General features: G+C 68.3%; 15 protein-coding genes. 8 read left to right on the plus strand and 7 right to left on the minus strand.

What is annotated here, in order from left to right:
* Positions 1 to 134: 134 nt before the first annotated feature.
* A complete protein-coding gene (gene recG / locus ACSJJU_RS08660) occupies positions 135 to 2,210 on the minus strand; it encodes an ATP-dependent DNA helicase RecG (RefSeq protein WP_435914960.1) in 2,076 nt (691 codons plus the stop codon).
* A 74-nt stretch (positions 2,211 to 2,284) separates the two neighbouring features.
* On the opposite strand from recG, the gene ACSJJU_RS08665 reads away from it, so the two are divergent.
* Positions 2,285 to 2,557, plus strand: coding sequence for a succinate dehydrogenase assembly factor 2 (locus ACSJJU_RS08665; protein ID WP_435914961.1), 273 nt, complete (start codon positions 2,285 to 2,287; stop codon positions 2,555 to 2,557).
* Positions 2,554 to 6,051, plus strand: a complete 3,498-nt coding sequence (gene mfd, locus ACSJJU_RS08670; protein WP_435914962.1) for a transcription-repair coupling factor — start codon at positions 2,554 to 2,556, stop codon at positions 6,049 to 6,051. The genes ACSJJU_RS08665 and mfd overlap by 4 nt, the downstream gene beginning before the upstream one ends.
* A gap of 187 nt (positions 6,052 to 6,238) precedes the next feature.
* Here the strand turns inward: mfd and ACSJJU_RS08675 are convergent, their stop codons facing one another.
* Together ACSJJU_RS08675 and ACSJJU_RS08680 are read right to left on the minus strand one after the other, a co-directional pair.
* Complete coding sequence (locus ACSJJU_RS08675) at positions 6,239 to 6,910, minus strand: DsbA family oxidoreductase (RefSeq protein WP_435914963.1); 672 nt, start codon at positions 6,908 to 6,910, stop codon at positions 6,239 to 6,241.
* 102 nt (positions 6,911 to 7,012) lie between these two features.
* A complete protein-coding gene (locus ACSJJU_RS08680) occupies positions 7,013 to 9,058 on the minus strand; it encodes a putative bifunctional diguanylate cyclase/phosphodiesterase (RefSeq protein ID WP_435914964.1) in 2,046 nt (681 codons plus the stop codon).
* A gap of 334 nt (positions 9,059 to 9,392) precedes the next feature.
* Here ACSJJU_RS08680 and ACSJJU_RS08685 point away from each other — a divergent pair, with 334 nt between their 5' ends.
* The 4 genes from ACSJJU_RS08685 to ACSJJU_RS08700 all read left to right on the plus strand — a co-directional run bounded on the left by ACSJJU_RS08685 (position 9,393) and on the right by ACSJJU_RS08700 (position 13,518).
* Positions 9,393 to 9,743 (plus strand): hypothetical protein, encoded by a 351-nt coding sequence (locus ACSJJU_RS08685; protein WP_435914965.1) that lies wholly within the window; start codon positions 9,393 to 9,395, stop codon positions 9,741 to 9,743.
* Between the two features lie 203 nt (positions 9,744 to 9,946).
* Positions 9,947 to 10,978 (plus strand): GTP 3',8-cyclase MoaA, encoded by a 1,032-nt coding sequence (gene moaA, locus ACSJJU_RS08690; RefSeq protein ID WP_435914966.1) that lies wholly within the window; start codon positions 9,947 to 9,949, stop codon positions 10,976 to 10,978.
* 117 nt (positions 10,979 to 11,095) lie between these two features.
* Positions 11,096 to 11,872 carry an NAD kinase gene (locus tag ACSJJU_RS08695; RefSeq protein ID WP_435914967.1) on the plus strand — a complete coding sequence of 259 codons (777 nt, stop codon included), beginning with the start codon at positions 11,096 to 11,098 and terminating at the stop codon, positions 11,870 to 11,872.
* A 152-nt stretch (positions 11,873 to 12,024) separates the two neighbouring features.
* Complete coding sequence (locus ACSJJU_RS08700) at positions 12,025 to 13,518, plus strand: DEAD/DEAH box helicase (protein ID WP_435914968.1); 1,494 nt, start codon at positions 12,025 to 12,027, stop codon at positions 13,516 to 13,518.
* A gap of 249 nt (positions 13,519 to 13,767) precedes the next feature.
* On the opposite strand, the gene ACSJJU_RS08705 is transcribed toward ACSJJU_RS08700, so the two are convergent.
* Genes ACSJJU_RS08705 through ACSJJU_RS08715 form a run of 3 tightly spaced genes read right to left on the minus strand, consistent with a single transcriptional unit; the run spans position 13,768 to position 16,417 of the window.
* On the minus strand, positions 13,768 to 14,109 hold the full coding sequence (locus tag ACSJJU_RS08705) for a 2Fe-2S iron-sulfur cluster-binding protein (protein WP_435914969.1): 342 nt from the start codon (positions 14,107 to 14,109) through the stop codon (positions 13,768 to 13,770).
* Between the two features lies 1 nt (position 14,110).
* Positions 14,111 to 15,295, minus strand: coding sequence for a cysteine desulfurase family protein (locus ACSJJU_RS08710; protein ID WP_435914970.1), 1,185 nt, complete (start codon positions 15,293 to 15,295; stop codon positions 14,111 to 14,113).
* Positions 15,296 to 15,301: 6 nt separating this feature from the next.
* Positions 15,302 to 16,417: a cysteine desulfurase family protein gene (locus ACSJJU_RS08715; RefSeq protein ID WP_435914971.1), complete on the minus strand. Its 1,116-nt coding sequence runs from the start codon at positions 16,415 to 16,417 to the stop codon at positions 15,302 to 15,304.
* Between the two features lie 125 nt (positions 16,418 to 16,542).
* Here ACSJJU_RS08715 and ACSJJU_RS08720 point away from each other — a divergent pair, with 125 nt between their 5' ends.
* Together ACSJJU_RS08720 and ACSJJU_RS08725 are read left to right on the plus strand one after the other, a co-directional pair.
* Positions 16,543 to 17,190 carry an alpha/beta hydrolase gene (locus tag ACSJJU_RS08720; RefSeq protein ID WP_435914972.1) on the plus strand — a complete coding sequence of 216 codons (648 nt, stop codon included), beginning with the start codon at positions 16,543 to 16,545 and terminating at the stop codon, positions 17,188 to 17,190.
* Positions 17,191 to 17,427: 237 nt separating this feature from the next.
* Positions 17,428 to 17,820: a hypothetical protein gene (locus ACSJJU_RS08725; RefSeq protein WP_435914973.1), complete on the plus strand. Its 393-nt coding sequence runs from the start codon at positions 17,428 to 17,430 to the stop codon at positions 17,818 to 17,820.
* Between the two features lie 22 nt (positions 17,821 to 17,842).
* On the opposite strand, the gene ACSJJU_RS08730 is transcribed toward ACSJJU_RS08725, so the two are convergent.
* Positions 17,843 to 18,994, minus strand: coding sequence for an anhydro-N-acetylmuramic acid kinase (locus tag ACSJJU_RS08730; RefSeq protein WP_435914974.1), 1,152 nt, complete (start codon positions 18,992 to 18,994; stop codon positions 17,843 to 17,845).
* Positions 18,995 to 19,050: the final 56 nt, after the last annotated feature.

Genomic DNA, 19,050 nt, shown 5'->3' on the forward strand with positions numbered 1-19,050 from the left:
GCCAAAAGGATTATGACGCCCACCGGAACACGACATTAATGTCGTGTTATTAGGATCTGCTCTGTCCGAACTGCCGGATCCGGCCCGGCAGGTGCTCCCGCCTCAACCAGAGTGCACCTCAACCAGAGCGTACCTCAACCAGAGCGCAGCAGCCCTGCCGCCACGTCCCGCTCCATCAGGTACAGCAGCGTGCGGGCTGCCTCGCCCCGGGGCGAGGTGAGCGCCGGGTCTTTCATGGCGAGCACGCGGGCATCGTCACGGGCGACTTCGAGGAGGTCGCCGTGGAGCATGGGATCCGCCAGCTTGAAATCGGGGAAGCCGGACTGGCGCGCCCCCAGGATCTCGCCCGCGCCGCGCAGGCGCAGATCCTCCTCGGCAATACGGAAACCGTCGTCGGTCTCACGCATCATGGCGAGGCGGGCTCGCGCTGTCTCGCCGATGTTGGAGCCGCGCAGGAGAAGGCAGGTGGACTTGCCCTGCCCGCGCCCGACTCGGCCGCGCAGCTGGTGCAGCTGGGCCAGGCCGAAGCGCTCGGCCTGCTCGATGATGATGAGGGTGGCGTTGGGCACGTCGACGCCTACCTCGATGACGGTGGTCGCCACCAGCACCTTGATCTCGCCGGACTGGAACGCCGCCATGACGGCATCCTTCTCCGCGCCCTTCATCTTGCCGTGGACAAGGCCGATGGCCGAGCCGAAGCGCTGTTGCAGGTCGGCGGCGCGGGCCTCGGCGGCGGCAAGGTCCACCTTCTCCGACTCCTCGACCAGCGGGCAGACCCAGTAGGCCTGCGCGCCGGAGGCGATGGCGCGGGCGAGCCCGGCGTAGACGTCCTCCAGCCGGTCGAGCGAGACGACGCGGGTGTCGATGGGCTGGCGGCCGGGCGGGCGTTCGTCCAGCTTGGAGACATCCATCTCGCCATAGAGCGTCAGCGTCAGGGTGCGCGGTATGGGCGTCGCCGTCATGGTGAGCAGGTGGGCGGGCGCGGCGGCCTTCTCCATCAGCATCAGGCGCTGGTGCACGCCGAAGCGGTGCTGTTCGTCGATCACCACGAGGCGGAGGTTGTGGTAGGTCACGTCCTCCTGAAAGACGGCGTGGGTGCCGACCAGAATGTCGATCTCTCCGGCCGCCAGTGCCTCCAGCAGCGCCGCGCGGCCCTTGCCCTTCTCCCGGCCCGTGAGCAAAGCGATGCGCACCGGCGCGTCCCCCACCAGCCTGGTCAGCGTGGCGTAATGCTGGCGGGCGAGGATTTCGGTGGGTGCCAGCAGCGCCGCCTGCGCCTTGCACTCGACGCCGGTCAGCATGGCGATCAGCGCCACCAGCGTCTTGCCCGAGCCCACGTCGCCCTGAAGCAGGCGCAGCATCGGCTCGGGGCGGGCCAGATCCGCCCTCACCTCCTCGAAGGCGCGGGCCTGCGCACCGGTCGGCCGGAACGGCAACTGGTTCAGCACCTGTGCGACCAGCCGGCCGTCGCCGATCAGCGGCTCGGTCTTGCGCTTGCGGGTGCGGCCGCGCAGCAGCGCGAGCGCCAGCTGGTTGGCGAACAGCTCGTCATAGGCCAGCCGCTCCCGCGCCTCGAACGAGCCCTCGCCGGAGTGGATCTCCGCCAGCGCGTCGCGCCAGGCGGGCCAATTCCGCCGCTGCGCCAGTTCGGGGTCGATCCATTCCGGCAGCGCCGGGGTTCTCTCCAGCGCCGCCTGCACGCACAGGCGCATGCGCTTGTTGGAGACGCCTTCGGTCAGGCCATAGACCGGCTCCCGCGCCGGAATCTGCTCTGTCTGCCCGGGCTGGCGGGGATCGACGATATAATCCGGGTGGACCATCTGGAGCATGGCCCCGAACCGCTCCAGCTTGCCGGAGACCAGCCGCTCCGCCCCCACCGGCAGCCGCTTTCCCACCGTGTTGCCCGGATTGGAGAAGAACACGAGCGTAAGCGTTTCTCCTTCCGCATCGTGACACAACACCCGCAACGGGCTGCGCGGGCCGCCCTGGACATGCTCGGCCACGGTGACGGCAATGGTGCCGGTCTTGCCCTCCGCCGCCCGGCGCAGGGCGGGCCACAGCGGACGCTCCACCACATCGACCGGAAGGTGGAAGATCAGGTCCACCACCCGGTCGAGGTTGATGCGGTGCAGCTGTTTCGCCAGGGCCGCCCCCACGCCGCGCAAGGACGTGGCAGGGGCAAAAAGAGGAAAAAGGCTATCCGGGCGCATCGTCTCAAGGCTTCAAACTCGGCACACCTTAGCCTAAGGTGCGCGCCCGCTCTATACCACAGGATGACAGAGACATGAGTTCGGATCTTGAGAGCCGCAAGCGCAGGCTGCTCTTTCGCGCCAGCCACCGGGGCACGAAGGAGGCCGATATCATGATTGGCAGCTTCGTCGAGCGCAACATCGCCACCATGAGCGAGGCGGATGTGGCATGGTTCGAGCGTTTTCTCGAGGAAAACGACGTGGACATCATGGCCTGGATGATCGGTCGCCAGGAGCCGCCCGCGCACTATCACGGCCCCATCATGGACGCCATGCGTCGCCTTGACTATCTGCCGGTAAACCGTTGATCGCACCCAAACAGATCCTGGAAAGCCCGACCGGCCTCACGCTGGCCGGATGCGTCGAAGGCTTCGTGCCCTGGCTGCTGGCGGACCTTGCCCGCGCCGCCGGGCAGAGCGGCCGGGCGGTCTACATCGCCCGCGACGACGCAGCCGCCAGCCAGGTGGCGGATGCCGCACCCTATTTCGCGCCGGAACTGGAGGTCGTCTACCTCCCCGCGTGGGACTGCCTGCCCTACGACCGCGCCTCGCCCGCAACGCGCGTGGTGGCGGAGCGGCTGGCAGCGCTGGCGCGCCTTGCGGGCAAGCGAAGCGACAAGCCGCAATTGCTGGTCACCACGGTCAATGCCGCGATCCAGCGGACGCTCCAGCCCCACCGCATCCGCAAGCTGGTCCGCCGCATCGCGGTGGGCGACGCGCTGGACCGGGAGAGCCTGACCGCCCTGCTCATGGCCGCGGGCTACGTGCGCGCCGACACGGTGGTGGAGCCCGGCGAGTTCGCCGTGCGCGGAGGCCTTGTCGATGTGTTCCCGGCCGGGCAGGAGCTGCCGGTCCGCCTCGACTTCTTCGGCGACGAGATCGACTCCATCCGCCGCTTCGAGCCGGCCGACCAGCGCACGGTCGAGCGGATCGAGCGCTTTACCCTGATGCCGGTCAACGAGGTGCTGCTGGACGAGGACTCCGTCCGCCGCTTCCGCCAGCGGTATGTGGAGGCCTTCGGGGCCGTGCTGGGCCATGACCCGCTCTATGCGGCGGTCTCCGAGCAGCGCCGCCTCGCCGGCATGGAGCACTGGCTGCCCCTGTTCGAGGAAGAACTGGCCACCCTGTTCGATTACCTCGGCGAGCGGGACGCGATCCTGCTGGACGCACACGCGGAGGCCGCCGCCAGAACCCGCTTCGAGGCGATCAACGACTATTACGACGCCCGCCGCTCCGCCCTGCTGGCGGACAAGGGCAGCTACCACCCGCTCCCGCCCGACCAGCTCTATCTCACGCCGGACGGCTGGCGCGCGGCGCTGGAAGCCGCCCGCGCCCACGCGACGACTCCCTTCGAGCAGCCCCCGTCCGAGACCATCCTCAGCCTTGCCACCGCCCCCGCCCACGACTTCGCGCCCGAGCGGGCGAACCAGCCGGGCAACGTGTTCAATGCGGTCGGCGCGCATCTGGCGGAGCTGCGCCGCAGCGGCCGGAAGGTCATCCTCGCCAGCTACACCGAAGGCTCGCGCGAGCGGCTGGAAGGGCTGCTGGCGGACCATGGCGTGAAGCCCCTGATCTTTGCCGACAGCTGGCAGGAAGCGCTGGGCGTCGGCGCCAAGGGCGTGGCGCTCATCGTGCTGGGGCTGGACCACGGCTTCACCACGGCGGACGTTGCGGTGCTGACCGAGCAGGACATCCTCGGCGACCGGCTGGTGCGCAAGCGCCGCCGCATCCGCAAGGCGGACAACTTCCTGACCGAGGTAACCGCGCTCAACACCGGCGACCTGGTGGTGCACTCGGAGCACGGCATCGGCCGTTACGAGGGGCTGGCCACCATCGAGGTGGGCGACGCCCCGCACGACTGCGTGCAGCTGACCTACGCCGATGGCGACAAGCTCTACGTGCCGGTGGAGAACATCGACGTCCTCACCCGCTACGGCTCGGACAGCGAGGGCGTGGCGCTGGACAAGCTGGGCGGCGCTGCCTGGCAGGCCCGCAAGGCCCGCTTCAAGGAGCGCATCCGCGAGATCGCGGGCGAGCTGCTCAAGGTGGCGGCCGAGCGTGCGCTCCGGCAAGCGGACGTGATCGAGACGGACTCGGGCGCCTACGCCGAATTCTGCGCCCGCTTCCCCTATGCGGAAACGGAAGACCAGCTGAAGGCCGTCAACGACGTGCTGGAGGATCTCGCCTCCGGCAAGCCGATGGACCGGCTGGTGTGCGGCGACGTGGGCTTCGGCAAGACCGAAGTGGCGCTGCGCGCGGCCTTTGCCGCCGCCATGGCCGGACACCAGGTGGCGGTCATCGCGCCGACCACCCTGCTCGCCCGCCAGCACGCCGCCACCTTCGAGGCGCGCTTCGCCGGTTTCCCCTTGCGGATCGGCAAGCTGTTCCGGCTGGTCTCCCAGCGCGAGCAGACCGCGACCAAACAGGGCCTGGCGGATGGCACGGTCGATATCGTCATCGGCACCCATGCGCTGCTGGGCAAGGGCATCAGCTTCAAGCGGCTGGGCCTTGTCATCGTGGACGAGGAACAGCACTTCGGCGTCACCCACAAGGAACGGCTGAAGCAGCTGCGCGCCGACGTGCACGTGCTGACCCTGACCGCGACGCCCATCCCGCGCACCCTGCAGATGGCGATGACAGGCCTGCGCGAGCTTTCGCTGATCGCCACGCCGCCGGTCGATCGTCTGGCGGTGCGCACCTACGTGGCGCCGTGGGACGATGTGGTGATCCGCGAGGCGCTGCTGCGCGAGCACTATCGCGGCGGCCAGAGCTTCATCGTGGTGCCGCGCATCTCCGATCTGGCGGAAATCGAGACCTTCCTGCGCGAGGCGGTGCCGGAGGTGAAGTTCATCACCGCCCACGGCCAGATGGCCGCCTCGGACATCGAGGAGCGGATGACCGCCTTCTACGACCGGCAGTATGACGTGCTGCTCTCCACCACCATCGTGGAGTCCGGCCTCGACATCCCCAGCGCCAACACGCTGATCCTCTACCGGGCGGACATGTTCGGCCTCGCCCAGCTCTACCAGCTGCGCGGACGCGTCGGCCGCTCCAAGGTGCGCGCCTATGCGTACCTGACGACCGATCCCAAGACGCCCCTCACCCCCACCGCCGAGAAGCGCCTTCAGGTGCTCTCCAGCCTCGAGGGGCTTGGCGCGGGCTTCCAGCTGGCGAGCCACGACCTCGACATCCGCGGTGCGGGCAACCTCCTCGGCGACGAGCAGTCCGGCCACATCCGCGAGATCGGCTTCGAGCTCTACCAGCAGATGCTGGAGGAGGCGATCACCGCCGCCCAGGCGCGCGCCGCCGGCGTCAAGGAGAGCGAGATCGAGCAGGAGGAGTTCTCGCCCCAGATCAATGTGGGCGCGAGCATCCTCATCCCCGAGGACTATGTGCCCGATCTCACTGTCCGCATGGGGCTCTACCGGCGCATCGGCGAGCTCTCCACCCGCGCCGAGATCGACTCCTTCGCCGCCGAGATGATCGACCGCTTCGGCAAGATGCCGCGCGAGTTCCGCAACCTGCTCCATGTGGTGGAAATCAAGGCGCTCTGCCGCATCGCCGGCATCGCCAAGCTGGACGCCGGACCGCGCGGCGCAACCGTCACCTTCCGCAACGACCAGTTCGCCAACCCGGCCGGGCTGGTCGCCTACCTCACCAAGCTGAAGGGCACCGCGAAACTCCGCCCCGACCACAAGCTGGTCGTCGTGCGGGCATGGACCGACGAGGCCACCCGCCTCTCCGGCGCGCTCTCACTCGCCAAGGGCCTGGCCAAGGTCGCCCGTCAGGCGGAAGCGGCGTGAGTCCTGTTTTGATTTGAAGATCCTGCAGGGGGTCTTGAACCCCCTGCACCCCCTTGCGTTTTGACGGGGCGCACCCAGACCCAACGGCGTACCCGCTGGAGACAGGGGCGCGGCCCGATAAGGCATGGGGGATTGCAAAGGGGGTCCGAGACCCCCTTTGCGAAAGGCAGATCAGACCAGACGTATCCTATTCGGTATCGTTCGCGGCGGGGGGTTCGTAGCCGGTGACGGATTCTGCCTGAAGCTGGTCCAGCACGGCGACCAGCGATTCGATCGGCTGCACCCCGGCGATGGCCCACTGGCTCTGGAAGATCAGGGTCGGGACGCCCCGCACGCCGATGTCGCGGGAGCGCTGGAACCCGGCGCGGATGGGCTCCACGTCCGTATCGGTGGCGAGCAGGCTCGCCACGTCCTCGCCGCTCAGGCCCACGTCCTCGGCAAGCCGGGCGAGCACGGCGCGGTCACCGATATCCAGCCCCTCCTCGAAGTAGGCCTCGAACAGGCGCTGGGCCATGTCGTGGGAGAGGTCATGCTCGCTGGCCCAGCGCAACAGGCGGTGCGCGTCCAGCGTATTGGGGACGCGGTCGATCCGGTCAAAGCGGAAGTTGATGCCGGCGGCGATGCCGTGCTCGCGCACCGCGTCCTCGTGGGCAGTCACCTGCTGGTCGGACTTCAAGTGCTTGCGCATGTATTCCGCCCGGTCGGCACCGGCGGCGGGAACGTCCGGGGCAAGCTGATAGGGCAGCCACTGAATGGTGACGGGGTATTCCGAGCGTTCGGCCAGCGCCATATCGAGATTGCGCTTGCCCACGTAGCACCACGGGCAAATGAGATCGGCGATGATGGTGATATCGATCATCGGCGCACACTGGCCGCGCGCGGCCGCCGGGTCAAGCGCGGCCGTGGGCCGGGACGGACATGTTGCGGGGGCGTTACGGACCGTGTGGCGACAGGCAGGGGGTCAGCCATGCCGCTCGACCCAGGCAGGCGGCGGCCCGGCCTTGCTGTTCCACTCCGCCACGAAGGACTCGAGCTGCGCGGCAGGCAGCGGCGGAGAGCACAGGTAGCCCTGATACCAGTTGCACCCTTCCCGCCCGAGCAGGCTGAGCTGCGCCTCGGTCTCCACCCCTTCCGCGACGACGCCGATGCCGAGCGAGCGGGCCAGCTCCACCAGGCTGTGGATGACGATGCGGTCGCGCTTGCCGCTGGTCAGGTCGCTGATGAACTTCTTGTCCACCTTGAGGCAGTCGAGCGGCAGCGACTTGAGGTAGGCGAGCGACGAATAGCCGGTGCCGAAATCGTCGATGGCGATGTGGACGCCATGGTTCCGCAGGCGGCCCAGGGTCCGCGCCGCCACCTCGAGGCTTTCGATGATGGCGGTCTCCGTCACTTCCAGCGTGAGGCGGGAGGGCGACACGCCCGCCGCCTCGAGCGCGTCGAGGACCTGCACGTCGAAGTCCTCGTCGTGCAGCTGCGCCGCCGAGACGTTGACGGAGACGCGCAGCCGGGCCCGCTCCCGATCGGTCCAGGTGGCGATCTCGCCCAGCGCCATGCGCAGGATGCGGTCGTCGAACTGCGACATGATCTCCGCATTCTCGGCGATGGTCAGCAACACGTCGGGCGTGACGATGCCGTGCTCCGGGTGTTCCCACCGCACGAGTGTCTCGACGCCGACGATCCGGCCGGTGGCGATTTCCACCTGCGGCTGGAAGACCAGATCCAGATGCTCGTTGACCAGCGCCTGATGCAGGTCGGACTCGAGCCGGGCCATGAGCGCGGGCGAGGTCACATCCCCGGCGCTGAACACGTGATAGCTGTTGGGGCCGAGCGCCTTGGCCTGCCCCAGCGCCGCGCCCGCCCGCTGGAACAGCTCGGTCACGTCGTCGATGCCCGGCTCGGCGACGGCCAGGCCCATGCGCGAGACCAGATGGACCACCCGCCCGGCGACGATGTAGGGCCGCTCGAACGCCGCCGCGATCCGCTGGGCCTGCGCCACCGCGTTGTCCAGCACCTTCTGGCCGGTGACGATGACGGCGAACTCGGCGCCGTTCATGCGGCAGGGAATGCTGCGGCTGGCAACGGGTGCGGCGCTGCTCGCCGTCACCCCCGCCATGGCCTCGCGCCGCAGCCGCCGGGCCACGGCCTGGAGCAGCATGTCGGCGATCTTGTGGCCGTAGGCAGTGTTGATCTGGTCGAACCGGCGGATCGAGAGGCGGATCAGGGCGCAGCCGGGCTCATCCCCCTGCCGCTCGGCCAGCGCACGCTCGATCACGCTGCGCGCGAAGTCCTGATTGGGCAGGCCGGTGAGCGGGTCGAAGTCCCCGTCCAGACTTTCCCCGCCCAGCATGTCGCCCACGACCTCGACCGTGCCGAACAGGCCGGAGACCTCCCCATCCGCTCCCAGCTTGGGGTAGACATGGTGCAGCAGCTCGCGCACCGGCGTGTTCGGCCCCATGAATGAGAAGCGCACCTGTCCGGGTCGGCCGCTCTCCAGAATGTCCTGAAAGGCCCGCAGCACCTGCCGCTTGCGCTCCGGGTCCACATAGCGCAGCAGCGCCTCGAGACCGACGACCGTCGCCGGGATGGTGCCTCCCAACAGCCGCACCAGACCCGGCGCGATCTGCACCTGATTGGTCATGCGGTTCCAGGCCCAGGTCTGGTTTTCCAGCTGCTTGTTGTTGCGCAGGGCCTCTTCCGCCGCCAGCGCGGCCGCGCCGCGCGTCGCGACGCGCTCGGCGAGACGGGCGGTCGCCACAAGCTCCGCCGCTCCGAACGGTTCGCGCAGGAAATGGGTGGCGCCGATGTCGCCCAGATCCCCCGGCGCAAGGGGGCCGTCCGCTGGCAGGAGAACGATCATGGAGCCGTGGCGGCGCGTCATGATCTCGCCCATGGCCCGCAGCAGGGACACGTCCGCCGGGGTCTTGCCCCGCAGATCGGCTATCAGCACCCGGGCGGCGCTGCCCGCCAGCCATTGCGCCGCCTCCTGCGATTCCGGACACAGAACCACGCGGAAGCCGTCAGCCGTCAACGCGTTCGACACCTCCCGCCCGCATGCCGGCGAGAAGACGAACAGCGGAGGAACCGGCGCGCCTGTGCTCGTCCCTGGACTCAAAGCCCTCACTCCTCCTGCCATGACGCCGGTCACAGTAGGCCAGGCAACTGTCGTCGTCATCACGATTCAGAAACGTAAATTAATTATTTGATAAGAATTACGAAAGAAACTCCTGTCCTATCCGCGAAAAGGACCGGTTGCCCCCCCTTCTGTCATGCGGAACGGGCGCAACCTTCCAGCACCGGCGGCCAAAAGGGCGGCCGGATGACACGGCAGAAGGTGCGTGCACATGATACCTGCGCTTGGCATCGCTGTCTCGGGGCTGATCGACGCCTCGAATCGGGCCGCCACCGCCGCGAGCAACATCGTGAGCGATGGCGCGGCCGCGGCCAATTTCTCGCTGCACAGACAGGATGTCCTGGCCCGCTATGCCCGCGCCTCCGGCAGCGGAAGCACGGCCTCGCTGGGTGGACAGGCGCAGCCGGGCGTGATGCCGCGCTACATCCCCTCCATGGCCGAGGACGTCGTCATGATGCGCGAGGCGGTGCAGGCCTACAAGGCCAACGCCAACGTGATCCGCCAGCTCGACAAGACGACGAGCGAGCTGCTGAACGTCCTGCGGACCGACCGCAACCATTGACGGCTGGGGCCACCCGCCTGACACGAGCCGCCCTGCCGGCGGTGACCGGCTCATTCCTGCCAGTCGTCGCCCTTCCCTTGTTTGCTCTGGCGCTGCTGCGATAAGCTCTTATATCGGCACGCATCGGCGCAGACCGCTGTTGCCGGGAGACGGAATGCCCCGGGAGCGGTCCTCCCGCGTGCCCCTGGCTGGAGACCTTGCCCTTGCAGACTGCCGCGACGGCTCTCGCACCCCTGGATGCTCCGCTGATCGACCCGTTCGGCCGGCGGATCGACTATCTGCGCGTGTCTGTGACCGACCGCTGCGATCTCCGCTGCGTCTACTGCATGGCCGAGCACATGACCTTCCTGCCCAAGGCCGAGCTGCTGACGCTGGAGGAGCTGGACCGGCTGTGCAGCGCCTTCATCCGCCGGGGTGTCCGCAAGCTGCGGCTGACCGGCGGCGAGCCGCTGGTGCGCCGGAACATCATGAGCCTGATCCGCGCCCTCGGGCGGCATCTGGCGACGGGCGCGCTGGAGGAGCTGACCCTCACCACCAACGGCAGCCAGCTGGCCCGCTACGCCGGGGAGCTGCGGGCGGCGGGCGTGCGCCGGGTGAACGTGTCGCTCGACACGCTGGACCCGGAGCGCTTCCGCGCCATCACCCGGTGGGGCCGGCTGGATCAGGTTCTGGAGGGCATCGCCGCCGCCCGGGAGGCAGGCCTCCGGGTGAAGATCAACACCGTGGCGCTGAAGGGCGTCAACGAGGACGAGTTCGAGTCCCTGCTCGCCTGGTGCGCCCGCAACGGCCACGACCTGACCCTGATCGAGACCATGCCGCTCGGCGAGGTGGACGCCGACCGCACGGACCAGTACCTGCCCCTCAGCACGGTGCGGGCGCGGCTGGCGCAGCGCTTCACCTTGACCGACCTGTCCCTCGTGACCGGCGGCCCCGCCCGCTACGTGCGGGTGGAGGAGACCGGCCAGCAGCTGGGTTTCATCACCCCCCTCACCCACAACTTCTGCGAGTCCTGCAACCGGGTGCGGCTCACCTGCACCGGCAGGCTCTACCTGTGCCTCGGCCAGGAGGACAGCGCCGACCTGCGCGCGCCGCTCCGGGCGAGCGCGGACGACGCCCTCCTCGACCAGGCGATCGACGCGGCCATCGGCATCAAGCCGAAGGGCCACGATTTCGTCATCGACCGCCGGAACAGCCGGCCGGCTCTCGCCCGCCACATGAGCGTGACGGGAGGGTGATTGCCACGGGGGACAAGAGCTGTCACAAATGGTTATGGACAAAGTCGGCGCCCTGGCCGCATCAAGACCGCGAACACCTTGCCTGTAACCACCCGCCAACGGATCGCCTGACACCGCATGTTCGACCCCAGCCGCCACAAACTGGCTCTTGTCGCCAGCTCGTCTCCTGAAGCCCAGGCGGCGCTGAAGGAGATCAGCCCCCGGCATGACTGGGTTCCGCCAAGCGAGGCGGACGTGATCGTCGTGCTGGGCGGCGACGGGTTCATGCTCCAGACCCTCCACGCCTCCAAGGACCGCTCCTGCCACATCTACGGTATGAACTGCGGCACGGTCGGCTTTCTCATGAACGAGTACAGCCCCGACAACCTGATCGAGCGGCTGAAGCGGGCCGAGCAGTTCGTGCTCAATCCCCTGCGGATGGAAGCGCGGACCATCTCGGGCGAGCGGGTCACCTCCTCGGCCATCAACGAGGTCTCGCTGCTGCGCGAAACCCGCCAGGCCGCCAAGATCGAGATCGCCATCGACGGGCGCGTGCGCATGCCCGAGCTGGTGTGCGACGGCGTGATCGTGGCAACGCCCGCCGGTTCGACCGCCTACAACCTCTCGGCCCACGGCCCGATCCTGCCGCTGGGGTGCGACCTGCTGGCGCTCACGCCCATCTCCGCCTTCCGGCCCCGCCGCTGGCGCGGCGCCATCCTGCCCAACAACTGGGTCATCGAGTTCCGGGTGCTGGAAGCGGGCAAGCGTCCGGTGAGCGCCGTGGCCGATCAGAACGAGGTCCGGGACGTCTCCTACGTGCGCGTGGAGAAGGACCAGACCCTGCGTCTCAACCTGCTGTTCGACCCCGGGCACACCCTGGCCGACCGCATTCTCATGGAACAGTTCACGGCCTGAGGCCGTGCCGAGAGGCCACTTGCAGACAAAAAACACCGCCAGAATCCTCTCACGGCGTAATGCTGCATTGCGAGACAATGCAAATTCGCACTATATGGGCGCCGAAATACGGCGACTTCTGCCCGATTTCTCGTAAACTTGACGGTAAGTGCATGTCATTTGAATTCTTAGGTCTGTCGGATGAGTTGCTTCGCGCAGTCGGAGACAGCGGCTATACCGAGCCGACGCCGATCCAGCGCCAGGCCATCCCCACCGTGCTCCAGGGACGCGATGTTCTTGGCGTGGCGCAGACCGGCACGGGCAAGACGGCATCGTTCACCCTGCCCATGATCGACATCCTGGCCCAGGGCCGCGCCCGGGCCCGCATGCCCCGTTCGCTCATTCTCGAGCCGACGCGCGAACTCGCCGTTCAGGTGGCCGAAAACTTCGAGAAGTACGGCAAGTACCACAAGCTGAACATGGCCCTGCTCATCGGCGGCATGTCCTTCGGCGAGCAGGACAAGGTGCTCGCCAAGGGCGCGGACGTGCTCATCGCCACGCCCGGCCGCCTGCTCGACCAGATCGAGCGCGGCAAGGTGATGCTCTCGGGCTGCGAGATCCTCGTCATCGACGAGGCGGATCGTATGCTGGACATGGGCTTCATCCCGGACATCGAGAAGATCTGCAACCTCCTGCCGCCCCGGCGGCAGACCCTGCTGTTCTCGGCGACCATGCCGCCGGCCATCAAGCGCCTGGCGGACCAGTTCCTGAAGGACCCCAAGCAGATCGAGGTGGCGCGCCCCGCCACCACCAACGTCTCCATCGCCCAGTCGCTGATCCAGCTGCCGGAGCGCTCCAAGCGCGAGGTGCTGCGGGCACTGCTGCGCTCGGAAGACGTGAACAACGCCATCATCTTCTGCAACCGCAAGCGGGACGTGCGGACCCTGCACGAGTCCCTCACCCGCCACGGCTTCAAGGCCGGGCAGCTGCACGGCGACATGGAACAGCCGGAGCGTCTGGCGGTGCTGGAGAAGTTCCGCTCGGGCGAGATCCCCATTCTGGTCGCCAGCGACGTGGCCGCCCGCGGCCTCGACATTCCGGGCGTGAGCCACGTGTTCAACTTCGACGTGCCGATCCATGCGGATGACTACGTCCACCGCATCGGCCGCACCGGCCGCGCCGGGCGCAGCGGCATCGCCATCACCCTGGCGACCGAGGAGGAAGCCGAGTACGTTGCGGCGGTCGAGAAGCTGATCCAGCAGGAAATCCCGCGCCGCCCCGTGCCGGAAGGCGTCACCATCAAGGAAGGCGCCGCCTCTTCCCGCAAGCGCAGCGAGCGCGGCGCGAAGAAGGAGGCCGCCGACAAGTCCGCCTCCCGCAGCCGCCGCAAGACCACGGCGGCCGACAAGGCATCCGACAAGGCGGAAGCGCCGCGTCAGGAGGCCAAGCCAGCCGCCGCACCGGACAAGGCAGAGCCGCGCAGCGAGCGCAGCGCCGAACGGAGCCGGAGCCGCGGACGCGACGAGCGCCGGGAAGACCGCCGCAACCGCCACAGCGACCGCGACCGGGACGAGCCGGTGCTGGGCTTCGGCGACAACCCGCCCGCCTTCTTCCTCGTGGCCGCGCGGGACGCGGACACCGCCGCCGACGCCGGCAAGGACGCCTGAACGGCACCCTGAACACCATCAAGCGGGCCCCAGCCCGCTTTTTCTTTTATGATTTCATGATTGCAGGAGGGTCTTGACCCTCCTGCCAACCTCCCATGCGTTTTCGGAACGCGCCCGGTCACACCGTTGGCGCCTCTCAGGAAACGCGCTGCCGCCCAGACCTGGCGCGGCCCGACAAACGAACGGGGTGCAGGGGTCCGAGACCCCTGCAAAACACAGAAAATCAATCCAAAAGAGATCCGTCTCGCCTCAGCGTCCCTGCAAATTGCGCACGTCGGCGGGGAGCTGTACTTCCAGCGATTCCCACGCTTCCTCCAGCCAGATCTGGCAGGACAGGCGCGAGGTCGAGGTGACGCCCCCGGCGAAGTCGAGCATGTCCTCTTCTTCTTCGCTGGGCAGCGGGAGTTTGCCGAAGTCGGCCTTCGAGACGATGACGTGGCAGGTGGAGCAGGCCATCTGGCCTTCGCAGGTGCCTTCCAGCGGGATGTCGTGGTGGTGGGCCACGTCGAGCAGGCGCTCGCCGGGCTGGCCCTCTGCCTCGACGATCTTCTTGCCGCCGGGGAATACGAACCGGACCTTCACGCTCGCCATGCTACCTCCGCCACGTCACGTTGAGTTGCGCCCTCACCGCCTTGATGACCGCTGCCGTCATCTCCGCCACCTCTTCCGACGTTGTGGTCCTTCCGAAGCCGATACGCAAGGTGGCCTGCGCGGTGCGGGCATCGACCCCCAGGGCTTCGAGCACATAGCTGCTCTTGCCGACCGACGACGCGCACGCCGCGCCGGACGAGACGGCGAAGCCGCGCAGGTCCGCCAGCAGGCGCGCGCCATCGACGCCGGGGAACGAGACGTTGAGATTGCCGAAGTAGCGCCGGGTGGCCGAGCCGTTCAGCCGCCAGGGGATGCCCGCCTCCGTGAACGCGTCCACCGCCTGCCGCCACAGGGCCGCGACATGGGCCTGGTCGTCCTCCAGCCGCTCCCGCGCGATGCGGGCGGCCTCGCCGAAGCCGACGCACAGGAACGGCGCGAGCGTGCCCGAGCGCAGGCCTGCCTCCTGCCCGCCGCCGTGGATCTGCGGGGCGATGCGCACCCCCTTGCGCACGTAGATCGCGCCGATCCCCTTGGGGCCATAGAGCTTGTGGCTGGAGATGCTGGCGAGATCCAGCCCCAGGGCGGCTACGTCCACCGGGATCTTGCCGGCCGCCTGGGCGATGTCGGAGTGCACCAGCGCCCCCGCCGCATGGGCCAGCCGGGCGATCTCCGCCAGCGGCTGGATGACACCGATCTCGTTGTTGACCAGCATGACGGAGACCAGCGCCACGCGGGCATCAAGCGCGGCCTCCAGCGCGTCGAGCCGCAGCAGCCCCTCCCCGTCCACCGGCAAATGTGTCACCTCGTAGCCCCGGGTGGCCAAGTAAGCGGCGGTCTCCCGGATGCAGGCGTGCTCGGTCTCGGCGATGAGCAGGCGGTTGCGCTCCCGGGGCGCGGCCTCCAGCACGCCCTTGAGGGCGAGGTTGTTGGCCTCGGTCGCGCCGGAGAGGAAGGTGATCTCCTCGGGGGCGGCATGGATGAGTTCGGCGACGCGCTTGCGGGCCACATCCACCCCCGCCTTGCCCTCCCAGCCGAAGCGGTGGGTGGCGGAATGGGGGTTGCCGAATTTCTCGGTGAGGTAAGGCATCATGGCGTCGAGCGCCTTCGGCTCGAGCGGCGTCGTCGCCTGGAAATCCAGATAGACCGCGCCCCGCCTGCGGGCCTCCTGCGCCTGTGAGTCTGCCATGTTTCCCTATTCCGCTGCCTGCGCGGCAGGACGCCTGCGCGACCATAGGCGCTGCCACACGGCAAGAAACTGGTCAATGTCATGGGCGGAGGTCTCCCACCCGAGGCTGACGCGGATGGACTGGCCCGCCGTCTCCGCATCCTGCCCCATGGCGCTGAGCACATGGCTCGTCTTGACCTTGCCGGAGGAACAGGCCGAACCGGCGCTGACCGCAATGCCCGCCAAATCGAAGGCCATCACCTGCGTCTCGGCGGGCACGCCCGGCATCCGCACCGACGCGGTGGTGGGCAGCCGCGGCGCGCCGCGCCCGTTGATCGCCGCGCCCAGCTCCAGAAGCCGCGCCTCCATGTGGTCCCGCAGGTCGCGGACGCGCGCCTGCCAGTCGCCGAGCGCCGCCAGCGCCTCAAGCGCCGCGCCGAAGGAGACGATGCCCGGCAGGTTTTCCGTGCCCGCACGCCGGCCCAGCTCCTGCCCGCCGCCGCGCATCAGGGGCTGGATCTCGACAAGGTCGTTGGCCACCACCAGAGCCCCCACGCCCTTCATGCCGCCCACCTTGTGCGCGGAGAGCGTGAGGAAATCCGCGCCCAGCGCTTGTACATCGACCGTAATGCGGCCCAGCGCCTGCACGGCGTCCACATGCAGCCAGGCGCCGCCCTCCCGGCAGCGGGCGGCGATCTCCGCAATGGGCTGGATGACGCCGGTCTCGTTGTTGGCCAGCATGACCGAGACCAGCTTGCGCCCCTCGACCGCCGCCAGACGGGCGCTCAGGGCATCCAGATCGACAATGCCGTTGGAATCCACCGGCAGGCGCTGCGCCCCGGGCGCGTTGGCCAGCACCGAATCGTGCTCGACGCTGCTGACGAACAGGTGGGCGGCGGGCGTTCCCGCCAGCACCATGGCGTTGGCTTCCGTGCCGCCGCTGGTCCACACCACCTGACGAGGCAGGCAGTTGACTGCGCGGGCGACGGTTTCCCGCGCCGCCTCCATCAGGCTGCGCGCCCGGCGGCCGGCGGCGTGGACGGAAGACGGGTTCCCGGTTTCCGCAAGGCAGGCGGAGACGGCCTCGATCACCCGGGAATGCGTCGGCGCCGTTGCGTTGTAATCGAGATAAATACTATTCATTAGCAATCGTTCCGCCCCAGCATGCGGTTTTCGTTGCAACGTGAAGGTCCGGAAATATATAGCGGACCAGCATCGTGCGGAATGTTCGCGCCTGTCATCAACAGTTTCACGAGCGCTGAGGTCGAATGCCCGACGTAATCTTCACTGGCCCGGAAGGGCGTCTTGAAGGCCGGTATCAGCCGGCGTCTCAACCCCGTGCTCCCATTGCCCTGATTCTGCACCCGCACCCGCAGGGCGGCGGCACGATGAACAACAAGATCGTTTATAACCTCTACCAGGCCTTTGCACAGCGGGGTTTTGCGGTTCTGCGCTTCAATTTCCGGGGCGTGGGCCGCAGCCAGGGCACCTTTGACAACGGCATCGGCGAGCTGTCGGACGCCGCCGCCGCGCTGGACTGGATGCAGCAGTTCAACCCGGACGCTTCCACCTGCTGGGTGGCCGGGTTCTCCTTCGGCGCGTGGACCGGTATGCAGCTGCTGATGCGCCGTCCCGAGATCCGGGGTTTCATCTCGGTGGCCCCGCCCGCCAACCTCTACGACTTCTCGTTCCTGGCCCCCTGCCCGGCCTCGGGCCTGATCGTGCAGGGCACGGCCGACGAGATCGTCACGCCGTCGGCGGTGCAGAAGCTGGTGGACAAGCTCAAGACCCAGAAGCACATCACCATCGATTACGAGACCATCGAGGGTGCCAACCACTTCTTCGAGAACGAGCAGGAGCAGTTGATGGATGCCGTCAACCGCTACCTCGACAAGCGGCTCGCCGAAGGAAACTGAGCCGCACGCCGAAGGCGGGTACGGCCTGCCGAAGCGGTTTCGCGAAATCGAACGCCGGTCAGACACTCTGGCCGGCGTTTTCCTTTTTAGATCAAATTCTTATTTCAAATCGTTCAGGGGGACTCTCAGGACCGACCTCTCCCGTCCCAGACCATCTCCCGGCTGGACATGGCGCCAGGTTTCGGCAATGGATCAGCCAACGGGTCATTCGCCCGTCCTGCCAACGGAGATGATCCCGTGAAAACCACTCTTTCCTTTATCGCTGCTTCCCTGCTCTTCGCGTCCGTGCCGACTCAGGCGGCCGAACAGACCGCCGCCATGGACATGCGCTGCTTCATGGTAGCCTCTGCCGCCGTGCAGAACATCACGGACCCGGAGATGAAGCAGATGGCCATGCTCTCCAGCCTGTTCTATCTCGGCCGCGCCAGCGCCCGCCTGTCGGACGCGGAGATGGAGACCGTCGCCATCACCGAATCCAAGGCGCTGAGCACGGTGGACATCCAGGCCCTTCTCCAGCAGTGCGGCGCGTTCATGGCCGCGCGCGGCGAGGCGATCGACGCCATCGGCCAGCGCATGGCGGCCAAGGCCGAAGCCGAAGCGAAGAAGGCCGAAGCCGCGCCGAAGAAGTAAACGACCGCAGACCCGGCCGCGCTCAGCCCTGATCGGGCCGGGCGCAGGCCCCGTCCGCCGGCTGGCACAGCACGCCGCCGGTGAGCGGCCGGGCAACACCCGTGGTGCCGGGGAAGGAGATAGGCAGCCCGCGCAGGCTGCGCACCGCCATGTAGGCGAAGCCTTCCGCCTCCACCGCGTCCCCGTTCCAGCCGAGCGCATCGACGCTGCGCACGTCGCCCAGCCGCTCGGCCAGCATCCTCATCAGTGTTGCATTGCGCCGGCCGCCGCCCGCCACATACCAGCGGCGGGGCGGCCGGGGCATGTGGGCAAGCGCCAGACGCACTGTCTCCGCCGTGAAGGCGGTGAGCGTCGCCGCGCCGTCCCCGACGCTGAGCCCCTCGCAGGGAGCGGTCGAGAAGTCGTGCCGGTCGAGGGACTTGGGCGGCGGAACGTCGAACCACGGCTTGTCGCACATGGCCGCGAGAATGTCCTCGTGGACGCGCCCGCGCGCGGCGGCCGCCCCGTCCAGGTCCATCGCAACACCGGTGTGGGCGAGCATCCAGTCATCAATGAGGCCGTTGGCGGGACCGGTATCGAAGGCGAGCATGTCGGCCTCGCCCTCGCCGATCCAGGTGACGTTGCCAACCCCGCCCAGGTTGAGGATGGCAACCGGCAGCGGCAGGCCCGCCGCCAGCGCCAGCGCCCGGTGATAGACGGGGATGAGGGGCGCGCCCTGCCCGCCCGCCGCCACGTCGGCCGAGCGGAAATCATGAACCACAGGGATGCCGGTCTTGCGGGCGAGCAGGTTCCCGTCGCCGATCTGCCAGGTCCAGCCCCGCTCGGGCCGGTGGGCGACGGTCTGCCCGTGAAAGCCGATGACCCCGACGCTGCCGCGCGGCACATCGGCGCGGGCCAGCAGCGCCTCCACCGCCTCGGCGTGAAGGAGCGTCAGCTCCTCGGCCACCGCGTCGATCACCGCGTGCGGGCCCGGTGCGCTCTGCTGCAGCGCCGCGTGGGTGGCGGCGCGGATGCGGGCGCGGGTTTCGTCCGTATAGGGCTGCTCCAGATAGGCCAGCGGCGTGACCGCGCCTTCCCCGTCCGTCTCGATGAGAGCGGCGTCGATGCCGTCCACCGAGGTGCCGGACATCAGCCCCACGGCGATGGTGGTCCCGCCAATCGTTGGATTTCCCACTGTCCGCTCCCTGTGCTATGCAGCCAGCCTTTACGTACCCTTGGCAAGAAATCGAC

Source organism: Pedomonas sp. V897, assembly GCF_051304405.1.
In the GTDB taxonomy this organism is placed as follows: Bacteria; Pseudomonadota; Alphaproteobacteria; order Sphingomonadales; family Sphingomonadaceae; genus Pedomonas.